The 26,253-nt window shown below is 58.6% G+C and carries 28 protein-coding genes and 3 pseudogenes; 11 read left to right on the top strand and 20 right to left on the bottom strand.

What is annotated here, in order from left to right:
- Positions 1–62: 62 nt before the first annotated feature.
- The 6 genes from FFR93_RS36005 to FFR93_RS35975 form a co-directional block, all read right to left on the bottom strand.
- Entirely contained in the window at positions 63–371 is a 309-nt protein-coding gene (locus tag FFR93_RS36005; RefSeq protein ID WP_138396695.1) for a hypothetical protein, read from the bottom strand.
- Complete coding sequence (locus FFR93_RS41130; RefSeq protein WP_171049316.1) at positions 358–954, bottom strand: hypothetical protein; 597 nt, start codon at positions 952–954, stop codon at positions 358–360. Before FFR93_RS41130 ends, FFR93_RS36005 begins: the two co-directional genes overlap by 14 nt.
- Positions 890–1,690 (bottom strand): helix-turn-helix domain-containing protein, encoded by an 801-nt coding sequence (locus FFR93_RS35995; RefSeq protein ID WP_138396693.1) that lies wholly within the window; start codon positions 1,688–1,690, stop codon positions 890–892. Before FFR93_RS35995 ends, FFR93_RS41130 begins: the two co-directional genes overlap by 65 nt.
- Positions 1,687–2,688, bottom strand: coding sequence for a hypothetical protein (locus FFR93_RS35990; RefSeq protein ID WP_138396692.1), 1,002 nt, complete (start codon positions 2,686–2,688; stop codon positions 1,687–1,689). The genes FFR93_RS35995 and FFR93_RS35990 overlap by 4 nt, the downstream gene beginning before the upstream one ends.
- Before the next feature lie 477 nt (positions 2,689–3,165).
- Complete coding sequence (locus tag FFR93_RS35980; protein ID WP_138396690.1) at positions 3,166–3,720, bottom strand: hypothetical protein; 555 nt, start codon at positions 3,718–3,720, stop codon at positions 3,166–3,168.
- Entirely contained in the window at positions 3,717–4,958 is a 1,242-nt protein-coding gene (locus FFR93_RS35975) for an integrase family protein (RefSeq protein ID WP_171049315.1), read from the bottom strand. Before FFR93_RS35975 ends, FFR93_RS35980 begins: the two co-directional genes overlap by 4 nt.
- Before the next feature lie 575 nt (positions 4,959–5,533).
- Here FFR93_RS35975 and FFR93_RS35970 point away from each other — a divergent pair.
- Positions 5,534–6,031, top strand: coding sequence for a hypothetical protein (locus FFR93_RS35970; protein ID WP_138396688.1), 498 nt, complete (start codon positions 5,534–5,536; stop codon positions 6,029–6,031).
- A 245-nt stretch (positions 6,032–6,276) separates the two neighbouring features.
- Here FFR93_RS35970 and FFR93_RS35965 read toward each other — a convergent pair whose 3' ends face one another.
- A complete protein-coding gene (locus tag FFR93_RS35965) occupies positions 6,277–6,927 on the bottom strand; it encodes a hypothetical protein (RefSeq protein ID WP_138396687.1) in 651 nt (216 codons plus the stop codon).
- 841 nt (positions 6,928–7,768) lie between these two features.
- On the opposite strand from FFR93_RS35965, the gene FFR93_RS35960 reads away from it, so the two are divergent.
- Both FFR93_RS35960 and FFR93_RS35955 read left to right on the top strand, forming a co-directional pair.
- A complete protein-coding gene (locus FFR93_RS35960) occupies positions 7,769–8,527 on the top strand; it encodes a hypothetical protein (protein WP_138396686.1) in 759 nt (252 codons plus the stop codon).
- Between the two features lie 151 nt (positions 8,528–8,678).
- Positions 8,679–8,935 (top strand): annotated as a pseudogene (locus tag FFR93_RS35955) (CopG family transcriptional regulator).
- A gap of 9 nt (positions 8,936–8,944) precedes the next feature.
- On the opposite strand, the pseudogene FFR93_RS35950 reads toward FFR93_RS35955, so the two are convergent.
- Positions 8,945–9,585: pseudogene (locus FFR93_RS35950) on the bottom strand (hypothetical protein); the annotation flags it as partial.
- Between the two features lie 554 nt (positions 9,586–10,139).
- Between FFR93_RS35950 and FFR93_RS35945 the strand changes: the two are divergent.
- From FFR93_RS35945 to FFR93_RS35915, 5 genes are all read left to right on the top strand, one after another.
- The gene (locus tag FFR93_RS35945; protein WP_138396684.1) at positions 10,140–10,451 is read left to right on the top strand and encodes a hypothetical protein; all 312 of its coding nucleotides are present in this window, start codon (positions 10,140–10,142) and stop codon (positions 10,449–10,451) included.
- 721 nt (positions 10,452–11,172) lie between these two features.
- A complete protein-coding gene (locus FFR93_RS35930) occupies positions 11,173–11,883 on the top strand; it encodes a hypothetical protein (protein ID WP_138396683.1) in 711 nt (236 codons plus the stop codon).
- A 10-nt stretch (positions 11,884–11,893) separates the two neighbouring features.
- Positions 11,894–12,490, top strand: a complete 597-nt coding sequence (locus FFR93_RS35925; protein ID WP_138396682.1) for a GIY-YIG nuclease family protein — start codon at positions 11,894–11,896, stop codon at positions 12,488–12,490.
- 25 nt (positions 12,491–12,515) lie between these two features.
- Positions 12,516–13,370, top strand: coding sequence for a hypothetical protein (locus FFR93_RS35920; RefSeq protein WP_138396681.1), 855 nt, complete (start codon positions 12,516–12,518; stop codon positions 13,368–13,370).
- Positions 13,371–13,385: 15 nt separating this feature from the next.
- A complete protein-coding gene (locus FFR93_RS35915; RefSeq protein ID WP_138396680.1) occupies positions 13,386–13,562 on the top strand; it encodes a DUF982 domain-containing protein in 177 nt (58 codons plus the stop codon).
- A gap of 225 nt (positions 13,563–13,787) precedes the next feature.
- On the opposite strand, the gene FFR93_RS35910 is transcribed toward FFR93_RS35915, so the two are convergent.
- Positions 13,788–13,988 carry a hypothetical protein gene (locus FFR93_RS35910; protein ID WP_138396679.1) on the bottom strand — a complete coding sequence of 67 codons (201 nt, stop codon included), beginning with the start codon at positions 13,986–13,988 and terminating at the stop codon, positions 13,788–13,790.
- Between the two features lie 339 nt (positions 13,989–14,327).
- On the opposite strand from FFR93_RS35910, the gene FFR93_RS35905 reads away from it, so the two are divergent.
- Entirely contained in the window at positions 14,328–14,609 is a 282-nt protein-coding gene (locus FFR93_RS35905) for a hypothetical protein (RefSeq protein ID WP_138396731.1), read from the top strand.
- Positions 14,610–14,614: 5 nt separating this feature from the next.
- Here the strand turns inward: FFR93_RS35905 and FFR93_RS41685 are convergent.
- Together FFR93_RS41685 and FFR93_RS35895 are read right to left on the bottom strand one after the other, a co-directional pair.
- Positions 14,615–14,716 (bottom strand): annotated as a pseudogene (locus FFR93_RS41685) (DUF1515 domain-containing protein); the annotation flags it as partial.
- 56 nt (positions 14,717–14,772) lie between these two features.
- Positions 14,773–15,291, bottom strand: coding sequence for a DUF2937 family protein (locus FFR93_RS35895; RefSeq protein ID WP_138396678.1), 519 nt, complete (start codon positions 15,289–15,291; stop codon positions 14,773–14,775).
- Between the two features lie 486 nt (positions 15,292–15,777).
- Between FFR93_RS35895 and FFR93_RS41125 the strand changes: the two genes are divergently transcribed.
- Positions 15,778–15,930 (top strand): hypothetical protein, encoded by a 153-nt coding sequence (locus tag FFR93_RS41125; protein WP_171049314.1) that lies wholly within the window; start codon positions 15,778–15,780, stop codon positions 15,928–15,930.
- Between the two features lie 75 nt (positions 15,931–16,005).
- On the opposite strand, the gene FFR93_RS35885 is transcribed toward FFR93_RS41125, so the two are convergent.
- Complete coding sequence (locus FFR93_RS35885; protein ID WP_138396677.1) at positions 16,006–16,296, bottom strand: BON domain-containing protein; 291 nt, start codon at positions 16,294–16,296, stop codon at positions 16,006–16,008.
- A 61-nt stretch (positions 16,297–16,357) separates the two neighbouring features.
- Positions 16,358–17,008 carry a hypothetical protein gene (locus FFR93_RS35880; RefSeq protein WP_064707928.1) on the bottom strand — a complete coding sequence of 217 codons (651 nt, stop codon included), beginning with the start codon at positions 17,006–17,008 and terminating at the stop codon, positions 16,358–16,360.
- A gap of 372 nt (positions 17,009–17,380) precedes the next feature.
- On the opposite strand from FFR93_RS35880, the gene dxr reads away from it, so the two are divergent.
- Positions 17,381–18,571 carry a 1-deoxy-D-xylulose-5-phosphate reductoisomerase gene (dxr, locus tag FFR93_RS35875; protein ID WP_138396676.1) on the top strand — a complete coding sequence of 397 codons (1,191 nt, stop codon included), beginning with the start codon at positions 17,381–17,383 and terminating at the stop codon, positions 18,569–18,571.
- 18 nt (positions 18,572–18,589) lie between these two features.
- Here the strand turns inward: dxr and ugpC are convergent, their stop codons facing one another.
- From ugpC to FFR93_RS35840, 7 genes are all read right to left on the bottom strand, one after another.
- Complete coding sequence (ugpC, locus tag FFR93_RS35870) at positions 18,590–19,675, bottom strand: sn-glycerol-3-phosphate ABC transporter ATP-binding protein UgpC (protein WP_138396675.1); 1,086 nt, start codon at positions 19,673–19,675, stop codon at positions 18,590–18,592.
- Positions 19,676–19,686: 11 nt separating this feature from the next.
- On the bottom strand, positions 19,687–21,609 hold the full coding sequence (locus tag FFR93_RS35865) for a glycoside hydrolase family 127 protein (protein ID WP_064707931.1): 1,923 nt from the start codon (positions 21,607–21,609) through the stop codon (positions 19,687–19,689).
- Between the two features lie 19 nt (positions 21,610–21,628).
- Positions 21,629–22,492, bottom strand: a complete 864-nt coding sequence (locus tag FFR93_RS35860) for a carbohydrate ABC transporter permease (RefSeq protein ID WP_092752699.1) — start codon at positions 22,490–22,492, stop codon at positions 21,629–21,631.
- Positions 22,489–23,406, bottom strand: a complete 918-nt coding sequence (locus FFR93_RS35855; protein ID WP_138396674.1) for a sugar ABC transporter permease — start codon at positions 23,404–23,406, stop codon at positions 22,489–22,491. Before FFR93_RS35855 ends, FFR93_RS35860 begins: the two co-directional genes overlap by 4 nt.
- A gap of 73 nt (positions 23,407–23,479) precedes the next feature.
- Positions 23,480–24,718 carry a sugar ABC transporter substrate-binding protein gene (locus FFR93_RS35850; RefSeq protein WP_138396673.1) on the bottom strand — a complete coding sequence of 413 codons (1,239 nt, stop codon included), beginning with the start codon at positions 24,716–24,718 and terminating at the stop codon, positions 23,480–23,482.
- 54 nt (positions 24,719–24,772) lie between these two features.
- The gene (locus tag FFR93_RS35845; RefSeq protein ID WP_138396730.1) at positions 24,773–25,750 is read right to left on the bottom strand and encodes a LacI family DNA-binding transcriptional regulator; all 978 of its coding nucleotides are present in this window, start codon (positions 25,748–25,750) and stop codon (positions 24,773–24,775) included.
- Positions 25,751–26,079: 329 nt separating this feature from the next.
- The coding region (locus FFR93_RS35840) for an aminotransferase class I/II-fold pyridoxal phosphate-dependent enzyme (RefSeq protein WP_138396672.1) at positions 26,080–26,253 on the bottom strand (174 nt) is incomplete at its 5' end.

Raw genomic sequence — 26,253 nt, 5'->3', positions numbered from 1 at the left:
CAGCAACGATGAAAGCCGAAACGCGCACCGGCAAACGCGCAAGAAGCGCAAAACGCGCATTTTCAGAGTTTCAGCTTTCGGATACGGCTGATCGAGACATGCCATCTTCCGCCTCTTTTGATGCCTATTGCTTCCGCGTGCCCCTTTGTCTCTCGACACCACCGGGTAATGGTATCTCGCGGGATGCCGAAGCGCTCACTGGCCGTCGCGGTGTCGATGAGATCATGTGCCGGGAACTCCTCATCGAGGTTCGGTTCCGTCTCCGGTTCCGATTCGCTGGCCACGGAGGATCGCAGGGCGACCAGCCCGTCGAGGTGACGTCGTGCATCTTCAATTAAGCGGTCGAGAGTGGCGATGTCATCCGTCGTCATGCCCGGCCTCGGTCCCCGACTCCGATCGAAGCGCATCGTGCCGACGATCCTGCCGCGACATGAAATCTGTAACCGCATCGGCCGGCGTCCGTTGCGCTCGCTGATCTTTGTCTGCGTAGAGCGCCCGATCGACGGGAGCGCCTGCCGACTTTGCGGCTGCCTCCGCCCTCTCGACCGCCCGCCGGGCGCGCCACTTCGCGACGGCCTCCGGGTCGCCGGCCGGCGCCGGCAGGGCGCGGGGCTCCTCGGGCCACTGGTAGAGCCTCCGCTCTTGGGCGGCCCGCCTTTCTCTTTCGCGAAACGGTTCCATCACGCGGTCGATTTCGGCCCGCAATTCGGCCGGCGTCGGCAGGAAGGGGTGGCCGAGCGAATTCTGGTTGATCCGACGTTCCGCCTCCATCAGCGCCCACGAGCCAACGTCTTCAAGCGCCTGCATGTAGGCGGGTTTCATTAGTCTGAAATCGCTCGGCGCCCGGCACGGGTAAACCGCAAGCAGGCGAGTAAGCACGGTCAGCTTTTCAGTGTCGGTGGCCGCCCGAGATATATCCGGGCGGACCGCCGGTGTCGTCTTCGGCGTTGTCATCGAACAATCCTTCTTGCTTCAGAAAGGCGCGACGGGTTTCCTCGAACGCTTGCTCGGCGATGTGGGGTGGACGCTGCCGGCGATCCGTTCCCTTTCGATCTGCGTCGGCGGCATCCTTCCGCGCCCATATCCTCCATGCTGCCTCCCAATCGAGTTTGCGGCCTCCGGCACCGGGTCTGTTTTTCCAGTAGTCGACGAAGTTGAGCGCGCTTCGCCTCGCCCCTTCGGTCGTCATACCCTCCGCCAGGGCAATGGAGATGTTCGGGCTGAAGTTTTCGGGGATGCGGGTGCCGCGCTCGGGGGCGAGGTCGCGCTTGCGCAACACCCTCCCAGTTCTTTCTAGTTCCCCTTTCGGTTCCTCTTTATAAGGAGGTGCACCACGTGCCGGTTTAGGGGTGCACGACGTGCCGGATAGACCGGCGCCGGTGCCGGTTAAATTGAGTTCCGGGGCTTCGTTATCCGGCACCTCGTGCCGGTTAAAATCGCCCGAAAGCTGATAGCTGTTCCCCGCCTTGCCGCCACCTTCGACCCGGATGAGGCCGGCCTGCTTTAGCTTGGTCAGGGCCTTGCGGACCGCACGTTCAGAAAAGTCGGTCTCTAGGCAGATCGTCGCAACCTTCGGGTTGCATTGCCCTGTCTTGGAATTGTGGTGCTCGGCAAGGGCAACCAAAACATTCTTGGCGACCGGGTCACCCAGACGCAGTCTACGTGCCCATTGGACGAGGTCGTGGCTCATGGCGCGCCACCCACGGTACGGGCGATCAATGCCGCAAACGCCTCGTGGGCGGCCTCACGGTGGCGCGCGAGCCTGTCGGCATGAAATGCCGGCCAGTACCGAGGAATGTATTGATTGATCGCGCGCTCGATCAATTCCTGCGCAGCCGCCGGATTTCGGGCCAGCGCATTCGCCTCAACCTTTCGCGAGCCATGGGTAGCAATATAATTTTGAACATATGGCTTCCGATGATCGGGATGGCGTGGATCGGAGAGGTTCCTTTTGGAGCCAGTTTGGAGGTTGTTAATCCACGGAAGATCGAGGGCGCCGATCTGGTCGACGGTAAGGCCGAGGCGCACGACCATAATAGGGGACGGATCGAAATTAACATCGCGAATGTTGGCGCATTCCAGGAGGTTTGACTTGATAACGCGGGCAATGTCTAACCCCGCTGGGTCGTGGTCGCCGAAGTACAGCAGAACAAGGTTCCGTCCGGCCTCGGCATGCGCTCGGTAACGCTGCAACATTCGCCGTCTGGAATTGATGTCGGATGAACCCTTGCCGTTGGTCAGTGGCACCCTGTAGCGCGAGCAAACCCGGCCGAAAAGGACCTTAAGGTCAACCTTCTCGACCAGCACCTCTACATAAGTGCTCAGCCCCTCCCAGATGCTGACCGGTGAATAAATAGAGAGCCATGCATTCGCCCTGTCGAGGGCCTCAGCCGCGTAGTCCTCGGGATCGTCCTCATCGACAAATTCGCCGTGCTCGGCTCGCCGGGCGTCATCGTCGGCGACGGCGTCGGGGTTCAGAAGCCCCTCCTTGCGGACGCGGCCAAGCCAAGCCTCGAACGCCGCAAATTCCCCCTTGGCAATGAACCCCTCATTTTCGCAGACATATGCCCACCCACGGGTGCCGAATGCGAGGCCGGTCGTTTGCCAGCGAGCCTCAATCCATTCGCAAAATTTGAGGTCGGCATCGCGTTCGGCGGCCTCGCACGCGGCGCTCTTGCGCCCGGGCATGCGCCTCGGAAAGACGATTGCTTCATCGGTCATTTTGAGCGGTTCCTTGCTGGAAGCCGTCCGGAGGTTGACGCGAGGGGCCATGGAGAACATATTCCGGGCGATCTGATTGCCCTGAACCTCCGGAAGCCGCCGCGTCCCCGTCGCGAGCGGCTTCTTTAGGTTTCGGTTTCAGCGGAATTCTCAGCGATAGTTCGCGGGTCCGGCTTGGACGCAGTTGGCCGTTTGGCCAACCAGTCTTCGATCTCGTCCTCACGCCAGGCTCGGGTGTTTGGACCGATCAAAATACCGGGCGGAAACTCGTGATCGCGGATCAGACGGCCGAGCTGCGGCCAATTGTTCACAAGCCCCCGTGCTTTGAGATGCGGAAATCTAACGAGAATGGGGATGGACATTTTAGGTGCTCCACGCTGTTGTTAGCGGTGGACACCTCAATTAAGCGACTTTACGCTCCCCGTCTTAGGATAAAAAATGGCGTTATTTTTTTTCCGCTTTTTCCCGAAGGTGACGAAGCGCTTTACAGCCCCGACGGTAGCGGTGGCTTAGGACATTGGGCGCGGCGCCGAACTCGGTGGCCAACGCCTCCAGCGCTGCTGCTATAGGATCAGCCACCCCGCGTCGCCGCAGCTCCTCCGCCTTTTCATTCACGCGAGATGCCAATCGTGCTTCCGTCTCGCGCAACTGCCGTGTTCCCTCGCGATAATATCTCCGAAGCGTGGCTTGCGTGATGAGAACGTTACGCCGTTCTTCGTGTTCGAGGATTTCAGCCTCGGCAAAGGCGGCTCGCTTGGGGTAGCGGTCACCGCGCTGTCTGTAGAATTCCACCAGTTCGTCGATAAACCAGACTAACGATTCGTTAGCGACAGAATTGCGTATCAGGAGCTGGGGACGTCCTCTCCCGCGCGGAAGTGGTTCACTTTGGGTGAGCTGTTCGAGGTAACCGGCGAGTCTTGTCCGGTCGGATTGCGTAAGTTCGCGCCCCGATCTCAGGGCCACGATCATCTCTTTGCGCCAATCTCGAAACTCCGTCATCGTGATTTCCGGAACCGAACGATCTTTCCGGGAGACGGACTGATAATTGTCTCGATCAAGGCCGAAAGTCGTTTCAGCGCGTCCGCCTTCTCCTCACGGTAACTGTGCCGGTCATAAACTCCCTCAACGCCCGAAATGACGTGACCCATGACGCGCTCGGCGATATCTGGTCGGACTCCGGCACGGGACATCAGCGAACGGGCTGTACGGCGCAGATCGTGAACAACCCAACGCTCCATCTTTACCTTCTCTGGATCGTCACCTCGCTCGGCCACTTCTTTGCGCAAAGCGGCAAGCAGCTTTTCATCGAATCGGCGCTTGCAGGGGCTCCAGCCCTGAAAATGACCATCGCCGCGTCCGGGAAACACGTATGGGTTCTCACCAACGCGGCTTTGTTCGGCGATGATCTTCCGCGCCGCCTCCGGTAATTGCAGGGCTCCTCCCACGCCTTTCTGGCGAGCCTCACTTGGAACATTCCAGACTCCGTCAGATGAAATAGCGTCCCATCTCATCGAACCGATCTTCTCGCGCCTTTGTGCAGTCAGTAGCGCCAACTGAATGATCGCGCCGAAGGTGCCGTTATTCTCCGCCTGTTTCCAGACGGCGCGGATTTCGTCATCATCGAGGATACGGTCACGCTTGCGACTATTTGGATCAGTGCGCCGCATGCCGCGCGCGATTGGGGGATGATAGTCGTCGTGCCGCGCTGCGTACCAATTCATAATCCCCCGGACGATCGCCAGCACATAGTCCGCCTGTCGCGCGCCGTGATCGTCCTCCACCTCATCGAGCAGCGCCGCCACATCGCTACGTCGGATCGCGTGAAACAGGCGATCCTTCCAAGTCGAGAGCAAGTGAGCGTTGAGCAAACGGGTCACTTCTGCTTCTGAGCGAAGGCCCTTCTGCCGGACATGCCGCTTCAACCAGTCATCAGCGACGTCCTTAAAAGTCTCTGCCTTGACCCTTTCCTCGAACGGAGAGAGACCGGCCCGGATGCGCTTGATCGCCGCGCGTGCAAGTTCACGGGCCTTTTCGATCTCATAGAGATCGGTCGCACCGATTGTGGCCCAGACCTGTTTTCCATTCGGATCACGGGCAAGTGCCACGAAGCTCTTGCTGCCGGTTGGCATTACGCGAACGTAGTGCCCGCCTAGTTCTGGATCGGCGAAGACGTAACGAGCCGGCCTTGCTTTGAGGTTCTGGACGCCGAGGTCCGAAAGGGTTTTCCGCCGTGTCAATTTGACCTCCAAGCGTTAGCCCGGCTAACTTTAGGCTAACAAAATCGGGCATGAACGCCGGCTAACATCCGGCTAACACGACTAAATAATAAAAGCATATCAGGCAATTAGCAATAACGGAATTAAGCGGATTTTAGCGGGCGTAAGCCGATTTCTTCCGATTCCTAATCTGGGGGTCGCGCGTTCGAATCGCGCCGGGATCACCAACAAAATCAAACACTTTGCATCAAAATACATGCTCCGCATGTTGCAGCCGTGTTGCAGCTACTTCCCCTTGTTTCCAAGGATTTCAACTGGACAGCGGCGAATCCATGCGACATGTCATGCAACATGAGGCACTACCTGAAGACACTTATGGAATGCCGTTGCCACTGGAGGGGAAGCAAATGATCAACGACGAAAGTGAACCACCGCCGAGTGTTCGCCTCGATCAGAAAAGCGGGAGGGCAGAATACACTTTCCGAGGACAAAGCTATCCATTACCCGGCACGTTCACAGCGTTGGGAGACGCAATGAAGATGGCCTATGAACAATGCCGCTCAATGGGATGGCGCGGGCGGTGATTGGAGAGGGCGATGGCCAATTTACGCGACATTTTTGATAGGCCGTTTGCCGGTCCGGAGATGCGGCAGAAGTACGAAGCCGCTTTAGGCGAGTTCCTGGTGACCTTCAACGCGACAGAGAACTATATGCGGTTCACCGCGGAAGAGATTTGCAAGTCCCTGGACCAGAGCGAGCTTTGGAAAAAGCACTTGGCTTCTGACGATTTTTCAAGGCAGCTCAAAAATCTTCGTCTTTTGATTCTCGTTGAACCGTTTTTCTCGGATACACCTTTCGACCGTTTGGAAAAATTGAACACCACCAGGAACAAGCTTGCTCATGGTCACTACGACCAAGATCTGTTCAGCGATGACTTTGAGATTGTCGGCAAAAAGGATCGCACGAGGATTAGCATTGAGGAGATCAAAAAAGCCACCGCAGAAGCCGGCGATCTCTGGAACGAACTTGGATGGAACCTCAGTCGTTTCTGGGAAAGTCAGCACGGCGGCTACAGCGTTGATGGCACTGGATGATGCCGGCGAGGCGGCTCCAAGACCGCCTCGGTCACATCGCCCTCAGGCGACGTTTGACAGGATCTGTCGCCGCTTCTTGCACTTCCTGAACCAGGTGATCCCGAGAGCTCTCCAAAATGGCACCTTATGCGTGGCGGCAAAGAGCTTGGCCTCATCCTCCGCCGTGAATAGCAAGTCGACGATGGCGTCAGTCAGGTCTTCTGGCGTGATCTTGTCGCAGTATTCCTCATCTGTGAGGAGCAGTTCTACAGCCTTGATTTGGGAGCCGTTAGCGGGCCACGTTCCGCGTTTGCCAGCACCTCCAATATTTCACGTGCCAGTTTTGGACCGCGCCGGCTGATCATGGCCTCGATCTGCTTGATCGCGATTGTCTGGCGAGTGCCTGTTCCAGTGTAGGCGTTGGTTGTTTTCAGCACCTTGACACCTGCCCGGCTGCAGACCAGCTCCAAGGTTTGAGCGTCTTCGTCCGCGGCCGCCAGTGCGGCCTGGTGCAATTGCAGTGTCGTCACTCCAAGACGCTCGATGTTCTGGCCAATGAAAGCTTTCGCCTGGGCGATGGTACTATCGGCCTCCACGATCATCACCGGAATTTTGCCGATGTGCGGGTTGGACGCCGCGGCAAAAGCGGTGTGTTGACCGTCCAGCACCTTCAAGATGGTCTTGCCATCATGCTCCGCATAAGCGCAGATCGGCGGCTTGTATTTCGCCCAGTCAAAGCCTTCGATAATTCGCCTAATTTGACGGGAGCCCTTCTCACTGATGTTCCGCTGATATGCAGGATCTATATAAAGGTCAGTCGGTACGACCAGTTCGAAAATTGGCATCCCCGTGGGCGGGGCTTGCGGTACCAAGCCAGAGATACCGATGGGCGCTATTGGGCGAATGTTTTCCTGCATCTGTGTTCCTCGCTTCTGTCAGGGTGAGCCTGAGAGAGGAGCGATGAGAAGAAAACGGATAGCCAGCGCTTATCGTTTCGCGAATGCTAACGTCCACAGGCACCAGCACCCTTTTGATGCGACATGTGGATAACTTGGTTACAGCACACTGCGGTCGAGGGATTCCACGAAAGATCCACGCCGGGACTCGACTCATCCGCGAGATTTGCAATTAAATGCACTCCACTCAGATTGTTCAAATATGGGCCGCGTGGGATTTTGGCTGATCGCCTGAATTCAACATACTCAGGCACCGAGGGAATGACTCATTAATGCCAATCGTCTCGGCTGATGAAGAAGAAGCGATCATTTCACGATTAGCTGAAATAGCCGCAGCTCCAAAATCCCTAGACAGCTTTCCGGACTGGAATCTTGTAATGAGTAGACCGGCTGGCAAGCTCTATTGGACAGCCGCCGCCCGTATCTCAGGAATATTGGGCGGCGGAGTATCGATTAGATTCGCTACTCCTGCGGATTCCTGGGATAAAGATATCTACGGGCACATTGAAGTTGCCTTCCCCGCGCTAGGACCCCGAAGGCTGAGGGTTAATCCGGCCGAATGGCGACCACGTAGCGAGCATCGAAATCCGGCATGGGTTCCTCATCCTCACGCTTTGGCGACTTATCGAGACAGATGGCATCCGTTTGATTTGAATAGAGATCGAGGCATCTCCATATTCATGCAGGGTGTTTCTGGAGCTGCAGTTCCTCTACCGGATGACACGGTCTCGTTTTCAGACTATCTTCATTTTTGCGGGGGTATATGGAAGTGCCCCGATGTTGAAAAGGTCCCGCCGCCGCCATGGTCGCGTCGATTGGTCTAAACTCTGAAAGCCTTCAATCGATAGCCGATGAGGTTGCTCGATCCCTTTCGAATGCCATGGTGGATGGTCGATCAGCCTTCATCACCACAGCGGTAACCTATTCAAATGGCTCATCGGTCGTTGTCCGCTTAGACCACGATGGCGAATTCTTTTTTGTATCCGATGATGGACAGGCTAATCTCAACGCAGAGATGTTCGGCGGTCTCCATGTCTTCGCGCGGATCGCGGTAGATATCGCAAAGCGATTTTCGGTTGACTACGATCAGCGGTCGTTTTTTATCCTGCAAGTGCGCCGCCATCAGCTTCCCGCCGCTGTCGCCATCATCGCAAACGCTTCAGCCGCCGCTGTTGACAGGACAATACAGGCAATGGAGCGCCTGAAAATCAAAGCATCGAGAGACCTCTTCGTCAATCGTATTACAGAGGCGTTCGGCACAAAGGCCGTTTTCGATGTGAGTGTGCGCGGATCTTCTAAGGAATGGGAAGTGGACGCTGCAGTCGTGGCCGATAATCGCGTCGAAGCAGTTTTCGAATTTGTGACGCCTGCTCCCCCATCCATAGCTTTCGCGCATATGAAAATGGGCGACATCTCCGCTATGTTCGACCGTCCGCGTACGGTAATCGTCCTGTCGGATTACGACCGTACGGATGCACCGATGCGGCAGATCCTATCATCGTCGGCTGATAGCGTCGTTGCGGCGAAGGCCACGACAGAGGAATATCGCAAAGCCGCCTGACCCAGAGTCAAGCCCGCGTTCACAGCCCGCCCTCCGTGGACCTGGCTGCCTGACTTGGAGAGGCTTGCGCAGTGCCATGAAGCGGCTGGCATCCCGCAGACCTACCGCGCGGGCCCGGACACGAGTGAATGGATGTAGGGGAGTGAAGCTTTTGACTACACCCGACATAGCCTCCTCCTCGAGGAGGCCGCCGGTCGAATCGCCGATGTCTCCCGACCGGACCTTCAGATAATGCTCCGCCGCGCGGCGCTGCTGCTGCGCAACTCCGGATCGATCGCCTTCGACGACGACATTGAAGAAGCGCTTCGGGATCTGTCCGGCGAGTTCGGCAAGACGCGCAATGATACCGTCAGATTCATCGTCCGGGAGTGGATGGAGCAGAACACATATCTGCCGGTGCACGAGTAAATTGGCAGGTCAAGGAGACTTGTGAAAGGCATCAAATCTGATGACAAAGCGCGATGAGAACAAGAAGCCTTCGGAGAAAAAGCAGGAGATCAAATATATCTTCAGCTTAGGGGCGGCAGAGAAATCAAGGCAATCATAGATTTTTTCAAAATTATGAAGTCGCTTTTTGCACGAAAAGACTGAACCTACCCTCGCCCACGGTTCTAATTGATAGATGGCGGCATTGTCGGCCGCATCCCTCAGCCCCTTAAATGACGCATGCCGCAGCTTCCCGTCATGATTCCAAGCTCTGTATTCGATCTCAGCGACGAGTTTCGGTTTGATCCAGATCAGGTTCTTGCGCCCGCCGGAATATTTCACCGCAGGCGCTGTCACCTTGAGCTTGTCCATTGCAGCCCGAAGCTCCAGGGCCTGGTTTGCCTTAAAGCCAGTTCCGACCGATCCGACATAGACCAGCTGGCCCTCCCTCCTCGCCGCCAACAGCAGCGCACCGATGTTCCCGACGCCGAGCTGGACCTCTGATAGCCAACAATGGCGAAGCCGTCGCTCTGAATGCATTTGATCTTCTGCCATTCACCACCGCGCCCGCCGCGATACGTGCTGTTTCGATCTTTCGCTATGATGCCTTCAAGCCCATGCTCGCAGGCGATGCCCCTTAAAGTAGCAGACATCGATGTCGGATCTCATCCGCGAGCGATCAAGCGATTCCGTCGCTACCGACGCCTGTATTTTGGTCGTGTGATCGGTTGAGCTGTTGTGGCAGGACATCAGGGGCGAAAGATCGCTCAATGTGGGCGCTCTCGACGTCTGGCTTTGCGCGAGGTCGGCCGCTAGACGCCCCTAACGGATACGCGTCTCTATCGAGCACCTCCGAACGTAAGTATTTAGGGATCAGTTGCCCACCCAAAACACCCAGTGAACAACCTTGGCGTCTGTTCCTAAATAGTTGCAGGTAGGCACTAGCTCTCCACAAGCCGGAACGGACGAAAGTCTACTATCTCGCCTGAGGGGCGAACATTGTGAGTAAGTCGCCCGGACCGCTTGCGTTTCCGTCGGCCCGGGATATCCTACGCTCGCGCATGTGAGCATAAGGCGGCCGCCTGGCGTCATGGAATAACAGGCCGCGCAACTAAGAACCAGCATCGGTTGGCGACCCGAAAATGCTGATGACCCATTCCCGCCAAATCCTTAAAGGATGATCGACATGGATTCCCATGCCGTAATTGAAGCTCTGCCCCTCATTGGAGATCAAAGGGCCGCGCTCATAGAGACTGCCAACCGCGTGTTCGAAAAGGTCATCGATCGGATCGAACCCGAGAACGAAGGCCTGACCCGCAAACTGTGGGACCCCGGCGACTACATCGACAACCATTTCTTTCAAATGCTGCAAGCCAGCGGCCGAGACGGGATATTGCCGATGAAGTTGGATTATGCCGACTACCTCATCGATGCGTTCCTCTGGCACCATGTGGTGGACATCGCTGTTCAGGCCGATAAGCAGGCCGAATTAAACTGAAGACACCAAAAACCAGCCCCGGTTCTTCCGGGGCTTTTTCTCGGATGGCAGAGGGTCTTGTATTAGTCTTCTTTTCGGTGCCCGATAGGAATGGAAAGCGAACCCGGCAAGATAGGACGGAAAAACCGATGGCCCCCGATTTTTCGAAGACAGCCCATATGACCCCGGCCCTTGCAAGCGTTGTGGCAAGCCGTCGGAAGTTGTCCTCAAGATCGGCCAGCAAGTCGTGAACGGCGAGGACAAGTATCTGCCGGATCGTCGGCTTTGTCTCGCCTGCTGCGAGATCGAGAAAAAGGAGCTTTGGGCAGCAGGAGTAGGAACATGACGGCCGAAATCGTGCCTGCCGACTTCCCCGGGCTTGAGGCTCTGTGCTGGAATAGGAGCAAGACTGCTCCCATCGATCGAGAGACCGCATGGGCGCTGTATCGGGCCAACTGACGGTTTGTCTGGCAATACACCCTGACGGATGACGAGATCGCACTGATCGAAAGTCTTGAGGTCGAATTCGGCAATGGAGAACGGCTTCTTGGCACGGAAGGCCCGCCGCCGCCGATGGGTGTTCAAAATCTGCGAAGACATTGAAGATGCAGATGAGGAATGCGTCCCAAGCGGAAAACTAAGCCGCGCCCAATACGGATGCGTTCAGCTACATTCCGATAAAGCAAAGTGTGATTCGCCCCGCCCTTCGATAGCGAAACCGCGTGGCATCTGGGGTTGGGCAATGTCATTTTTCAGAAATTCGGTCGTTCAGGGTGGTTCTTGGTTAGCTTTTATTGGATGCGGCCTGTGGACCTTTTATGAGCCGGGCTTTGAACCCGCCATAGGCTTGATCCTTGGAGCTGTCGGCATTGCTTCCAACCCCATCCCTTTCTTCGGCAAGAAGGCCCGAAATCTGACGCCGGAAAAGAAGATCGCGCAACGCGACAAATGGCGGCCTATCTTCAAGGACTTCTTCCTGCGGGCTGCTCGCGACAAATACCGAACTGACGTCATCGTCCACGACGTCGCCCGCGTCGATGACTACCCGAACACCGAAGAGAAGGCCAAAGGCATTTCCTCGTGGTTTCGCGTGGGATTCATGGGGACCTATGATCGCGGCGTCCTGTTGGGTCTGCGATGGACCTACGTAAGGGAGGAAGCGAAAGGGTGGAAAGAATACACATCCAGTCCGCCCGCTGGAGCAACCAAGGTGATGCTTCTCGGAGCGGTCCCCTACGAGATGATCGAATCGTTCAACCCGGATGGCGACGAGTATTACAACAAGCCCCACCTCTACTGTCATTTTGATTTCGGCGGAGAACCTTACGAGAGGCTGTTTTACGGCGAACAAAATCAGCTACGCGAGGACTTCCCTTTCTACTACACCGAGATCGCGGAATATAAGAAGCCGGGTTTTTTCAAACGCATCAAATGGCGGCTCCAGAAACGTTAGGACAGCTGCGATGGACGCGGTCAACGAAATGACAACATCCGCCCGAATCCGTGCGCTCGCCTTGGAAGGGATGGAGACGGCCGAGATCGCCCGCCAACTGGGCATCCGCTATCAGCACGCCTATAACGTCCTCAAGGCCAGCGGAGGCTCGCCAACGCCCACGATAAAGGAAAAACGGGCCGCGACCACCCGTTCTCCTAAGCCACCACTGCCGCTTTCCGTGTTGACGGATGGTGGCTTCCTTCCTGCGGGTCGCTGGATGATCTCGGCTACCAATGAGCTGATCGTGGAAAACCCTCTCCCCAAAGAGGTGGGTGTTTATGCCTTCGTGAAAGACGGCGTTGCGCTGTATGTCGGGGTGGCGACGATGGGGATCGCCAAGCGTTTGTATTTCTATGGCAGGCCGGGGATCACGCAGCGCACCAGCCAACGACTGAATGCACTCATCAAGAATGAGCTGTCGGCGGCCGACGCTTCGATTGAAATCTACGTGGCGATCCCGCCCGACTTGGAGTGGAATGGGCTGCCCGTTCACGGTAGCGCTGGATTAGAACTCGGCCTGATCAAGAAATATGCTCTCCCGTGGAACATGCGGAGCGCGGGGTAGGAATATGACAACGCAAGGATCGCGCATGAATACCTTCAACAGAATGACGGTTGTCGCCGCATGTGAGGTGGCTGGCGATGGGAATTCGCATAACGACATGGAAGTCCTCGAAGCCCAATGGGGCATTTCAGGTCGTTGTAACGCATCGAGCAAGTCAGGGCGTGTCGCAGCGCTCGCTCGAATAGCAATAGATGAAGACCTCGAGGTGATGACGGAGAACGGCCGCGTCCCTCTCAGCCGAGCCGTCGTGGAATCGGCTCTCAAAGTCTCGGAACGAAGCCGCAGCGAGGATAGCTGGACAAAGCTGGTTGCTGGTTTGCGCTTCGACGGATTCGAAATCATCGAAACGGAGACCGAAGTGCCATCGCGTTTTCGCGGGTCATTTCCACGGACAACGACCGTAAGAACGCTTGCCCGAATGCTTCCGGAGGATGTTCCCGAGCTTGATTTTCGCGAGGCGGAAAGTGAAGTCGTCCAGCTTCTGGATCGGCACGGATTTACAGTGGCTAAGGGACACCTTCAATTGGCGCTTTCAGCCTTTGAGCGCGGAGCGTGGTCGTCGGCAAACGGAGAGCTTCGAAAACTCTACGAGAGCTATCTGGACGAGATTGCTGAAAGGCTTGGCTATCAGGGAAAAGATGACAGCAAAGCCAAGCGGGATTTTCTCGGAACAGTGCAGCCGCCCTTCCTGTTGGAGGACTACAACGAATGGAACTCCAACAATCAGAAACCCCAGTATATTCAGGGGTTGATGAGTAGGATGCACCCGCACGGAGGTCACGCTGGCCTCTCCGAAGAAGAGGACGCAACGTTCCGCCTTCAAATCACGTTGGTAACAGCGAGACTGCTTCTTCGCCGTTTCGACCAAAGAACGCGTTGAAGAGCGGGGGGCGTCGTGGAGATCGTCCCTGTCCAGATCAATTGGGGCAGCTTCGAAAAGCTGTCCTCGGTCCACGATCTCGCCAACTGCCTGATGGGCCAATGGCCCGCGCCAACCGATGGCGACGCCTACACGACCGCCCTGATGGTCTGTGAGGCCACCAGCAATCAATCACCTCGGATCGAAATATAGCCGCCGCATCTTGCAGTCGTGTTGCAACTACTTCCCTTGATTTACAAGGATTTCAACAGAACAGCGGCGAGTCGGTGCGACATGTCGTGCAACAACGACGCATCGGAAAGATTGCGTAGCGATCGGGCCCGATAATGGAGCGGCTAAGAAAAGGGTGTGGTTTTAGGGCTACCAAATCCTGGAACATAGTGAGGGCGCGGTGAAGCGCATCCACTAATTTAACAGCTACCTCGCACACTTCTGCAGAAGACCTGTCGTGATCTCCATCTGAGCGGCGTAGTCCTTCATCGCTGCATACGCTGCCTTTTCCTTGTCGCTGAGCTGCCGCATACTCTCCGCTTCCTTTCCATCAAAATGTGGGATGGCGACCCCGAAGGCAGTATCGGCCCGCTTCATTCCTTCTACGAATGCCTGCAGATCTGGCAAGAAGCTCGCCATCGGCGGAGCTACTACCTGACAAACGCTGGGTTCGGATGCGCGCGCTGAAATGGGGCAAACATCCAGCCAACAAGATAGCAAGAACAAGTTTGCCGGTGCGCATCACGATTTCCTTATTGCTGCGGAGTGTTAGCGGCGCCTTTACAATATTCCCGAGAGTCGTTGTAGTGCAGAGATGATGACGCGCTTCGTTTGCATATTTCTGTTGACGCCCCTCCTCGGTGGCTGCCTCTACAGGTACTATCCCGCTCCTCCGATAAAACATGTACCCGAATATCGTTCGGGCTGCGGCGACTGCAACAGGACATTATGGCCGGAGGAGAAACCATGACCACGCCCGACAGGGCCGTCTTGTGGCTGCCCTTCTGCCTTGTGGGAGGCATGTGTGGTTGGAGCTGGTATTGGTATATCAGGTCAATCATTTTTTACTATAAAAATGGCTTCGATTTTAGCGAAGATTTCGGCCCCAAATTCTCGGAATTCCCAGATGATGATCGCTTTACTGCGAAGCCGAAAGAAAAATTCTTGATAGCTTGGCCCGTTTTCGTAATTGTTAGCACAGCCAACTTGATCCCAATTAACTTAGGTCTGCTAGGTATCCTCAACTGAGGGGCGCTGGGCACAGCACAATCGCTGGCACAGGCCACTATCCCGCCGATCGCCAGGCCAGCGAAGGCGATGAGCCCTGAGATGCCGTAGCCCCAGGTTTTCCTCTTGTTGCGTGCTGCGCAAGTCGATCTCGCCTTGTAAATTGGGACCGAACCGCTTCGCCTCACTGCATCTGCTGAGAGGATCGTCGCCCGCTCACGATCCGTCGCGCACCCAATCCCAGCAACGCCGCCACGACCCACCCACCGATAAAACCGATCGCGCCCCATACAAGACCCGCAAAACTAACCGGCACACCCGGCACAAAATCTCGCCAGGTATTGGCGAAAACCACATCATCCGCATTCCTCAGCAACACAAAAGGTTTGGCGACGGGGGCGGCGGTGCCGAGTTTCAACTGCTGCGCCAGCAGCGTTTCATAACGGGTGATCGTGCTCTGCATGGAGACGCCGCGGTCGCGCAGGAAATCATCCGAAGATTGGGCATAGGCTCTCAACGCCTGCTGGCGGTCAAGTTGGTGCTGGGCAGCTTGGCGGTTGAAGTCCTCGACGATGACACGCAACTCATCGATCGCCCCGCCGATCCGCTGGCGATATTGTTGAGTGAATTCCGGCGCTTGCGAAAAGACCGCGCCGCCGGCTAGTCCAGCGACGATGGCGAAGATCCTTGCAATCGGTCCCATGATCCATGCCTCCGGCTGCTCCCTGCGCTAACGATCCGCAGCCGTAAAGGTTTCTGCCTTCACAATCAGCGGCGCAATGTGATCCAACCTGCGTGCTTCCGACGAGTTGATTGCGCGACCAAAAGGGAAGCTGGTCATGAAACAGTTATCCTCGCTTGCGCACTCGCGGCAGCGTCACTAAGCCATGCCGTCCGCGGCGGCCAGCATCACCATCACGACGGCAGCGCCCGTCCATATTGCCGCAATTCCGAACGACCATATTTATGGTCATTGCCCCTACTATCGCTGTCATATGATGTCGCAGCGCTTCTCGCGCGACTGCTTTACCCGGACGCAAAAGTCCACCCTCACGCCCATACGATCGTCAAGGAAAATCTGATCTGCCGGTAGGGTATCCGATTCTCCCAGTCCGGGCTTTTCATCTGATCTCGTCATCAGGAACTTCGCAATGTCAGCCGCGTTTATGGCGAAACGGGAGTATTGATCATGTATATCAGGATGGCTTTTCTTGCGATCGCCTATGTGGCCGTCAGCGCTCTGCTGCTCGCTATCGCCTATCAGCCGCAGGGGCCGATGACCACCGAGAAAACCGATCGGCTGGCCGGCTCATCGTTCCTCGTCGAGCGCTTCGCCGGCTGATCGGCCAAGCGCCGGTGTAACAGCGTGCGACCGCCGGCAAGACGGCGATCGCAAGCAAGGCAAGTTTCGATTATATCAATGCGGCTCGCCCACAGCAGACCCGCTGAGCAGGATTCGGTTCTGCACCGCAGTCACGCCTTCGACTGCCCTGGCGACGGCGGTTGCCCGTTCGATCTCCCCGACAGTACCGACGGTGCCGGTCAACACGACCTGATCTTCCTCCATCGTCACCTCCACATCCGACGCATCGATGCCGCCGGCGACCGCCAATGCGTTGGCGACAGCTGCCTCGAGGGATGCGCGGTTAGCGATCTCCCCTTCCACTTCAGGCGCAAGCCCATGAAATGTCGGCTCTTTGAAAACCATCTTCCGTTCCTCCGTCAAACCTGAGGAAGAAACGCCATCGGCCCCGTTTGGTTTCGTGCCGCTACCACTCCACGCGATAGCGAAGATTGACGCTGCCTGCCTCATCGGACGAAAACGGATTGCTTACCGAGGCGTCGAGGTTGAGGTTCGGCAGGATCGCCTGATTGACCCCCACCGTACTCGAGAAGTCGCCGCTCGCATTGCTGATGCCTGCGCCCGCCGAAAGCGAGGTTCCCGTCCAGGGATGGATCAATTTCAGCGCCTGCGACGCTGTCACCGAAGCCTGCTGAGCGTCGACTGCGTCATACTGGACGCTGATGGACCGGCTTGTTTGCATGTCGAGCGAATCCGACAGTATCCAACTGCGCGAGCGGCTGAGCGTCAGAGCGCCGCTGCCGCGCAGCGTGTCGACGCTGACCCGAGCGCCCTGCTGCGACTGGCCTGCCGGCGTAACAGCTGTTTTGCTGATCTTGCCCCAGAGCATAGCCTGTTCGGAATCGGGCAGCGGCGCGCCGCCGTTTGTCGCGGCCAATGCGACGTCGGCGCCGGCGCTCGTCTCCCATTCCGCCGGCAGACGAAAACCCATCGTCGCCCTGTACGATCGATCCGAAACCTTGGCAGGCGACCAGATCAGCAGGTCGTCCGCCTTTGCGGCCACGGCGAGCGAAGGAAGGATGGCGAAAAGGATGATGGCTATCTTGAATGTCGTCATGCTCTCAGATCGTCTAGATTTGACACCCGCTGCTCGCCGGACGATACCGCACGAAAGCGCTCACAACGGACGCGGATAGGCTGCCGGCCGAGCCATCCATCCGATGTCATCCTCGATTTAATGTCTGGCCGGAAAGGCCGGTGGCAGCTAAGTGCCTGTTTTTCGAATAGACGCCGCAGCGCCTCGAATATCCATGCGGCCATGAGCGCCGCATGGGGATCACGATCCCTTCCGGAATGTTATTAGCATCACATCCCGTCGCCGCTCTGTAAACCCCTTAGGGGTTGAAATCTGCTGCACCGCACACTTGCCGCCCCCTCCAAACCCTAGTAGAGCCTGAGCCTACGAGAGAAATTTTTCGCGAAATTCCATATGATGACCGGCAAAACCGCGCCGCGGCGCCTCAGCATTTTCGGCTCGACTGGGTCGATCGGCCGCAATACCCTCAATGTCGTCGAACATCTCGGCGGGCGCGAGAACTTCGAAATTTCCGTCCTGACGGGCAACGGCAATGTGAAGCTGCTCGCCCGACAGGCCAGAGCCTTCGGCGCACGGCTGGCGGTGACGGCGAATGATCGGCATTATGATGCGCTGAAAAACGAACTTTCCGGCAGCGGCATCACGGTTGCGTCGGGCAAATCCGGCCTTATGGAGGCGGCCGACCGCGAAGCCGACTGGGTGATGGCGGCAATCGTCGGCACCGCCGGTCTCGCACCGACACTGGCTGCCGCACGCCGTGGCGCCGATATCGCCCTTGCCAACAAGGAATGCCTGGTCTCGGCCGGCGATCTCTTCATCAAGGCGATCCAGGAAGGCGGCGGCAGGCTGCTTCCCGTCGACAGCGAACATAATGCGATTTTCCAGGTGCTGGAAGAGAGCCAGCGCCATGCCGTCGAGCGTGTCATCCTGACCGCCTCGGGCGGCCCCTTCCGTACCGCCTCGTTGAAGGAGATGGCCGACGTGACGGTGGAAACCGCGCGCGCCCATCCCAACTGGTCGATGGGCTTGAAGATCTCGATCGACAGTGCCTCAATGTTCAATAAGGCGCTGGAGATGATCGAAGCCCGTCACCTTTTTCGGCTGAAGCCCGAGCAGATCGAGGTGATCTTCCATCCGCAGTCGATCATTCATTCCATGGTCGGTTATGCCGACGGTTCGGTGCTGGCGCAGCTCGGCGCGCCCGATATGCGCACGGCCATCGGTTATGCGCTGTCTTTTCCGCGCCGGCCTAATCTGCCGGTCGAGCGGCTGGATTTCACCAGGCTCGCGAGATTGGATTTCGAGGCGCCCGATGAGGTCCGGTTTCCGGCGCTGCGGCTGGCGCGCCTCGCAATGACGCGAGGCGGCGTTCAGGGCGCGGTTCTGAACGGCGCCAAGGAAGTGGCGCTAGAGGCCTTCATCGAAGGGCGCCTGTCCTTCCTCGCCATGGCCGAGGTGACGGAGAGGGTTATGGACGATCTGGCCGGTCTGCCGCCGGCTGCCGGCATGGATGAGGTCTTTAGCGCCGACAGGCAAGCCCGGCAGCGGGCGGCGGAGCTGATGAAGCTTGATCTCGTTGGATAAGGGCTCGGCCGGCTGCAATCATCGTAGCCGCTTGCCGCCCTCGCCGAACAATCGGCAAGTCGACGGCTCGAACTGCAGGCTGATCTGCTCACCGGCCGCAATGCTGGTCGGCGACCGGTGCTCGACGGTGAGCGACTGGCCATCACCGAGCTGGCAATAGAGATACTGTGTTCCGCCGAGATATTCCGAAAAATCGACCCTTGCCGTCAGGCTACCTGTGAGCTCGGATGCCACCTGCAGGTGCTCCGGCCGCAGGCCGAGCGTCACGGCCGCACCGGCCGGCCTGTCTGCCGGTGGCAGGCCGCTTTCGATGCGCCCGCCGGCGACGTCGACCAGGCCGCCTTCGCCCCATCGGGCGTTCAGGAGATTCATCCTCGGCGAGCCAATAAAGCCCGCGACGAATGTATTGGCGGGATCTTCGTAGATTTCCCGCGGCGTTCCGGCCTGCTCGACGCGGCCGTCGCGCAGCACGACGATCTTGTCGGCGAGCGTCATCGCCTCAGTCTGATCGTGTGTGACATAGATCATCGTGTTGCCGAGCTCGCGGTGAAGTCGGGCGATCTCGATGCGCATGGACACGCGCAATTCAGCATCGAGATTGGAGAGCGGCTCGTCGAACAGGAAGACGTCGGGCTTGCGCACGATCGCCCGGCCGATCGCCACACGCTGGCGCTGGCCGCCGGAAAGCTGCCCTGGCCGCCGGTCGAGCAGGTGGTCGATCTTCAGGATCGCGGAGGCAGCCTTGACGCGCGTCTCGATCTCGGCGGCATTCGTACGCGCCATCTTCAAGCCGAAGGCCAGGTTGTCGCGCACGCTCATATGCGGATAGAGCGCGTAGGACTGGAAGACCATGGCGATGCCGCGCTCGGACGGATCGAGATCGGTGACGAGGCGCCCCTTGATCTCGATCTCGCCGTCGGTGACGTCCTCGAGGCCGGCGATCATGCGAAGCAGCGTCGATTTTCCGCAGCCGGAAGGACCGACGAAGACGACGAATTCGCCTTCCGCGATTGTCAGGTCGATTCCGTGGACCACGGGCAGACTGCCATAGCTTTTCCGCACGTCCTGGAGCACGACGCTCTTGTTACCCATACCGTTCGTCATCCCCAAGCGACCTATTTGCCCGACTGGACCCAGACGAGCATCTCTCCGGGCGCACGATTGTCCCAGAGATGATAGGGCACGAAACGCGCCGTGGCGACCTGCCTTTCGGCCGGCGCCTTGCGATAAAGCGGCGTGCCCCAGCCTGAGGTTTCCTCGCGCTCAACCTTGAGATCGAGGGCGACAGCATCGTTGAGCTCCCTCAGCACGACGGTTTCGGCGGCCGGGAGTTCGCGGGGCAGGACGATGGTGTTGAGATCGTCGCCATTATCCGTTGTTTCGACGCAGTAGACGAGCGGGCCGCGCATCAAGGCGACGCGGCCGGCATCCTGGCGCACTTTCGGATTGGCATATTGCGGCCGAAGCGCCAGCGGCAGGTAAAGGGCGACGCGGTCGCCGTCCGCCCACTCGCGGTCGATCCTCGCATATCCATCGCGAACATCGGCGCCGAGGTCGAGCATCGCCCCGTTGACGCTGAGTGTTGCGCCCTCCGCCCAATCCGGAATGCGTAGCGACAGCGCGAATCGGGCAGGCTTTGCCAACCTGGCAGTGAAGGCGACGGCGCCGTCCCACGGATAATTGGTGGCCTGCTCCAGCTCCACCTCGGCGCCGTTGGCAAGCCTTAGCCGGGCGGTGCTTTCGCCATAGAGATGCACGGCGATCTCGTCATCGGCAACGGCATACATGTATGAGCCGATCGACGTCACCAGGCGGGCGATATTCGGCGGGCAGCATGGGCAATGGTGCCATTTCCAGCGATGGTGCTTGCCCGCGCTTTCGAGCGGATTGTCGTAGAAGAAGGTCTTGCCGTCTGTGGAAAGGCCGGGCAGCGCGCCGTTATAGAGCGCCTGTTCCATGACGTCGGCATAACGCCGGTCCGGCCCGCGCCCGAGCATGCGGCTCGCCCAGAAGACCAGCCCGACTGAGGCGCAGGTCTCCGCATAGGCCGTATCATTGGGCAGGTCGTAATAGTCGGTAAAACCTTCATTGGATGCGGCCGGGCCGATACCGCCGGTGATGTACATCTGCTTGGTTGTCAGATCGTCCCAGAGCGTTTCGAGCGCCGCCGTTAGGCTGTCGTCCTTATATTCGGTGGCGATGTCGGCCATGCCGGAATAGAGATACATCGCGCGCACCGCATGGCCGACGACCTTCGTCTGTTCGCGCACCGGTAGGTGCGCCTGACCATATTCATAGGTCTTCTGATGGAAGTCGGCAGCGCTGCGGCCGTCGCGAGCAGCCTCGGCCGTGAAGAAGTGCGGCTCGGTGCCGCGTTCGTCGATGAAGAATTTCGAGAGGTCGAGATATTTATTCTCGCCGGTCACGCGGGCAAGCTTGACCAATGCCAGTTCGATTTCCTCATGGCCGCAATAGCCGGGGATCTGTCCCTCACCGTGGCCGAAAACCTTGATCATGTAATCGGCGTAACGGCACATGATGTCGAGCAGCTTGCGCTTGCCAGTCGCCTGATAATAGGCGACCGCGGCTTCCATCAGATGGCCGGCGCAATAGAGCTCGTGATGGTCGCGCAGGTTGGTCCAGCGGCGGGATGGCTCGACGCGCTGGAACCAGGCATTCAGATAGCCGTCCTTGTCCTGCATCTTCTCATACATGTCGATGATCTCGTCGGCGCGCGCCTCGAGCTGCGGGTTGGGCCGGCGATAGAGCGAATAGGCGATCGTCTCGATCGACTTGCCGAGGTCGGAATCCCAGAACATCTGCGTCGTCCCTCCCCATGGCTGAATTGGAATGACGATGCCCGGGCTCGGCTGGCTGACGTCGATCGCCTTGAGCATGCCGGCCTCGACGCAGCGGTCGAGCAGGGTCTCGGCGGTGGAATTGCAGACTGCATCCTGCCATTTGCCCCAGAAGCCGCCGAGCTCGACATCGGGAACGGCGACGGGACGAAACTGGCGGTCGTTGCTTGATTTGGTCATGGGCTCTACCTTCTTGGGATCATTTCACCGCGCCGGCCATCAGCCCGCGCATGTAGTAGCGTTGCAGCAGCAGGAAGACGATCAGGCAGGGGATCGTCATGACGACAACGCCAGCCTGGACCGCTCCCCAGTTAATGGCGCCGAGCCGCCCGGCACGAACCGCCGTCATCAGCACCGGCAAAGTGTATTTCTCATTGCTGGAGAGCAGCACGAGCGCGGCGAGAAACTCGTTCCAGGCATTGAGGAAGGCAAAGATCGCCACCGTCGCGACGCCGGGAAGCACCAGCGGCAGCAGAACACGCGCCAAGAGCCTCAGATCGCGCGCGCCGTCGATGCGGGCGGCCTCTTCGATTTCCTTCGGCACGGCGTCGAAGGCGTTGCGCATCATGAAGACGGAGAAAGGCAGCTGCAGCGTCACATAGACAAGCGTCAGCCCGAGCAGCGAATTGTTGAGACCGAGTTTTGCCAGGATGATGAAGAGCGGCGTCAGTATCGACTGGAACGGGATCATCAGCGTGGCGATGATCAGCACGAAGAGCACATTCTTCATCGGGAAGCGGTAACGCGAAAACCCGTAGCCGGCGAGCAGGCTGACGAGAACGGTGAGCACCACCGTGGCGACCGAAACGAATAGCGAATTGATCATGTGCCGCCAAATGCCGGCGCCGAAGGTATCGAGCAGCGCATAGGCATCGAAGCTGACGCCGGATGTCGGCCATGGCGGCAACGGCGGCAGGCTGGATTCGGTGCCCGGCCGGAAGGAGGCGAGAAGCGTGATCACGAAGGGGGCGAGAAAGAAGACCGAGATCGCGATGCCTGTGAGATGATAGGCCGACTTCGTACGGATGGCCTTGCGCGCGCGGCGCTCCCTTGACGTGCTCATGGGCGCTCCTCCCCGACGCGAAGCAGCCAGAGCTGCACGATGCTGATGGCGACCAGGATGGCGAGAAGCGCGATCGAGAGCGCTGCGCCATAGCCGAGGTTGAACGACACGAAGGACTGGTTGAAGATGTAATAGACGACCGAGATCATCTTGTTCTGCGGGCCACCCGCCGTCATGATGTAGAACTGGTCGAAAGCCAGGATCGAGCCGGTGACGGAGACGATCAGCGCCAGCGCGATCGTCTTGCGCATCAGCGGCAGCGTGAGATGCCTGAAACGCTGCCAGCGGCCGGCGCCGTCGATGCGGGCGGCCTCCGTCAGCTCGGACGGAATGGCCTGTAGCCCGGTCAGTAGAATGATCATGGTGAAGCCGGCGATCTTCCAGACGACCATCACCACGACAGTCAGGAAGGCGGTGTCGAAAGTCGCAAGCAGGTTGGGGCTCTTTTCCAGAAGACCGAGCGCTTTCAAGGCCGGGCCGATGAAGCCGCTATCGACATTGGCGAGCCAGACCCAGAGCAGCGAGGCTGTGGCAAGGCCGACGACGACCGGCAGGAAGATGATGGTGCGATAGGTGCTGACGAACTGCCGTTCCTTCTCGACGAAGATTGCCAGCGGGAAGGCAACGGCGAAGATCGCGATGGTGACGATGAGAGTATAATAGGCCGTGAAATTCAGCGCCGCCATGAAGCGGGTGTCGTTGACCATGCGGAAATAGTTGTTGAAGCCGATCCAGCGCGATGCCCCCATCAGCGGCCAGTTGTGAAGGCTCATCCATCCCGTAAGGAGAACCGGCATGACGAAGAAGACGATGACCAGCGCCATGGCCGGCGCGATGTAGAGAGGGCCGCGCCAGTTCGATCTGCGCCGCCGCTTTCGCCGAGGCAATAGGGTATTCGAACCGGGACCGGTCATCGAAACGCTCCGCATCTGTCAATGAAGTTGGCCGGGAAGCTGCCACCGCTCCCCGGCCGCGGCCTTGGGAGAGTTATTGGCCGCTGTCGATGATCGACTGCATTTCCGACTGGGCGCTCGAGAACGCACCGTCGACGTCGTCGCCGAAGATCGCGGCGTTGGTGAACGTCGCCCATGGGCCGTTGGCGCTGTTGATCAGGTCGTTGAACTGAAGCGTATAGGGCGTCTTGGCCACACTGATCGCGTTGAGGCCAATCTGCATGCGTGGATCGAGGCCCTCGAGCACCTTATCGGCGATATCGCCGCGCGTCGGCAGGCTGCCATATTTAGCCATGACCTTCTGGCCGTCTTCCGAATAGATATAGCCGAGGAAGTCCTTTACCGTATCAATCTTCTTCGTGCCCTTGGTGATGACGAAGTTGTCGCCGCCGGCAAAGGAGGACGGCTTGCCGTCGACCCCGGGGATGAGAGTCACGCCGAAATTGATCTCGGGATGCTGGGTCACCAGTGTGCCGATGGCGAAGGCGCCGAGGCTTTGCTGGCCGATCTTGCCATTTGTGAAAGTCAGGAAGTTCGTGCCGTTGTCGCTGGCCGCACCCGCGGGTACAAGGTCCTTCTTGACCATGTTGCGGTAGATGTCGACGGCCTTGCGCATCTGAGGCGTATCGAGCGTCGCCGTCTTGCTGTCGGCCGAGAGAATATCGGCGCCCGCACCCCAGACGAGCGGCGTGAAGGTGAAGATCATGCAGCCGCCGCAGCCGCCGCCGGAGAAATAGAAACCGTATGTGTCTTCACCCAATGCCCTTATCCTCTCCGCATTGGCGGTGATTTCGTCCCAGCTCACCGGCGCCTTTTCCGGGTCGAGACCGGCCTTCTTGTAGAGATCCTTGTTCCAGGCGAAGACCGAGGTCTCGACCGAAAGCGGCAGGCCGTAAATCTTGTCCTCGTATGTGCCGAGGCGGACATGCGATGGCGAAAGCGAGTTGAAATAGGGCAGCGACTTCGCCCAGTCCGTCAGGTCTTCCAACTGCCCGGCGGCGGCAAAGGCAGGGTTATAGATGAGATCCATCGAAAGCGCGTCGGGCGCCTGTCCGCCGGCAATCGCCGTCGCATATTTCTGCACCAGCTCGGAGAACGGCACTTCGGTCATCACGACCTTGTTCTCATGGCTCGAATTATAGGCCTCGACAACCTTCTTGAAGGCGTCGCCGATCCCCGAGCGAACCCACATTTCGACGTTCTCGGCGGCCGATGCAGCCGACACCAGGCACAAGGTAGCGATGCCGGTAGCCGCCAATAGACGCTTGATCATGACATTCCTCCCAATATGGCGCATCTCCTCGCGCCTTTGCTCATTTCCCTGATTTCATTCCTCGGGAGCCTTGCCCCCGCATGACTGCCGGATGATCAGCCGGCAGGGCAATTTCCTCACTCCCGGCTCGACAGGCCGTCCTTCCGCAAGCGCGAGCACCGTCAATCCGGCCTGCCGCCCGAGCTCCTTCAACTCCATATCAACCGTCGTCAGCGGCGGCCGTGTCTGGGCCGCGACAATCTCCCAATTGTCGAAGCCGATCACCGAGACGTCCTGCGGCACCTTGACGCCGCGCTCGCGCAACGCATCCGTGGCACCCCGGGCGATCTGGTCGTTGCCGCAGAAGAGCGCATCCGGTTTTTCTCCGGGTCTCTCCCAAAGCTGCTCCACCGCCTCATGGCCCCAGCTTTCAGACCAGACGCCATAGAGCACCGGCTCGCGGTGGCCGGCCACCTGATGATAGGCGCCGGCCCGCTCCCGCACCGAAAAGAAGTCCTTCGGCCCGGTGATATGCGCAATCCGCCGCCGCCCGATCTTCGCGAGCCACTGGACTGCAAGCCTCGCACCTTGTTCGTCATCCGAACGAAACGTAACGCTGTTCTGCGTCCCCTCCGTGAAGGCGTAGACGACAGGCACGTGCAAATTCGACAGGTCGACAGGCAGACGCCTGTCCAGCCGCTTGCCGGTCGCGATAATGCCGTCCACCTGCTTGTCCAGCATCGCGTCCACATGGATCTGGGCGAGCGCCGGATCGTCCTCAATGGCGCAGAGGAAAACCGAAACGCCGTGATCGACCAGAGCGTCCGAAATGCCGGCCATCACAGGCAGCGTAAAACGGCCGTAAGTATCATTCGTCAGCAGTCCGATGGTGAAGCTGCGTTTGCTGAGAAGACCCCTCGCCAGCGCATTCGGCCGATATCCGATTTCACCGGCAATCCGCTTCACCCGCTCGCGCGTTTCCGCTCCCATACGGCCGGTGTCGTTGAGCGCCTTCGACGCCGTCGAAATGCTCACCCCGGCAGCAGACGCCACCTCGTGGATGGTGATCCTGCCCCTTTTTCCTCCCGATATGTTCAGACCTTCCTCCTTCCGAAGTGGCCTGAGAAAAGCTTTTACCAATCCAACTGTCAAGTGAGAAAAGGTTTTCTCATCCAAATCGAAAAGCCATAATGGAAAGACGATGCTCGGGTGAAAGTAAGTGCAACCGGAACCAATGGGTCTTCGAGACAGAGGGCATGTTCCAATGCACCAGCACCGGATGACACTGTTCAGGCAGTGAGAGGTTTAGGGCGCAAAACAATCCGGCCAGAACCTCCGACGGAGATTCTGGCCGCGATTCGAACCACGCGATGTTAAAAGTTTCAGGCCACGTGCCTAGCCAGCGCGCAGCGCGACCAGAGCGAATGCAGGGCGTCGACGAGATGGGCGATGTCGGCGTCGGAATGCAGCGGCGTCGGCGTGATGCGCAGCCGCTCGGTCTTCTTCGGCACGGTGGGATAGTTGATCGGCTGGACGTAGACGCCGCAATTGTCAAG

The sequence above is a fragment of the Rhizobium sp. MHM7A genome (genome assembly GCF_005862215.1).
Taxonomy (GTDB): Bacteria; Pseudomonadota; Alphaproteobacteria; order Rhizobiales; family Rhizobiaceae; genus Rhizobium; species Rhizobium bangladeshense.
The sequence above is the reverse complement of the archived record's forward strand: the minus strand, read 5'-3'. Positions and strand labels throughout refer to the sequence as shown.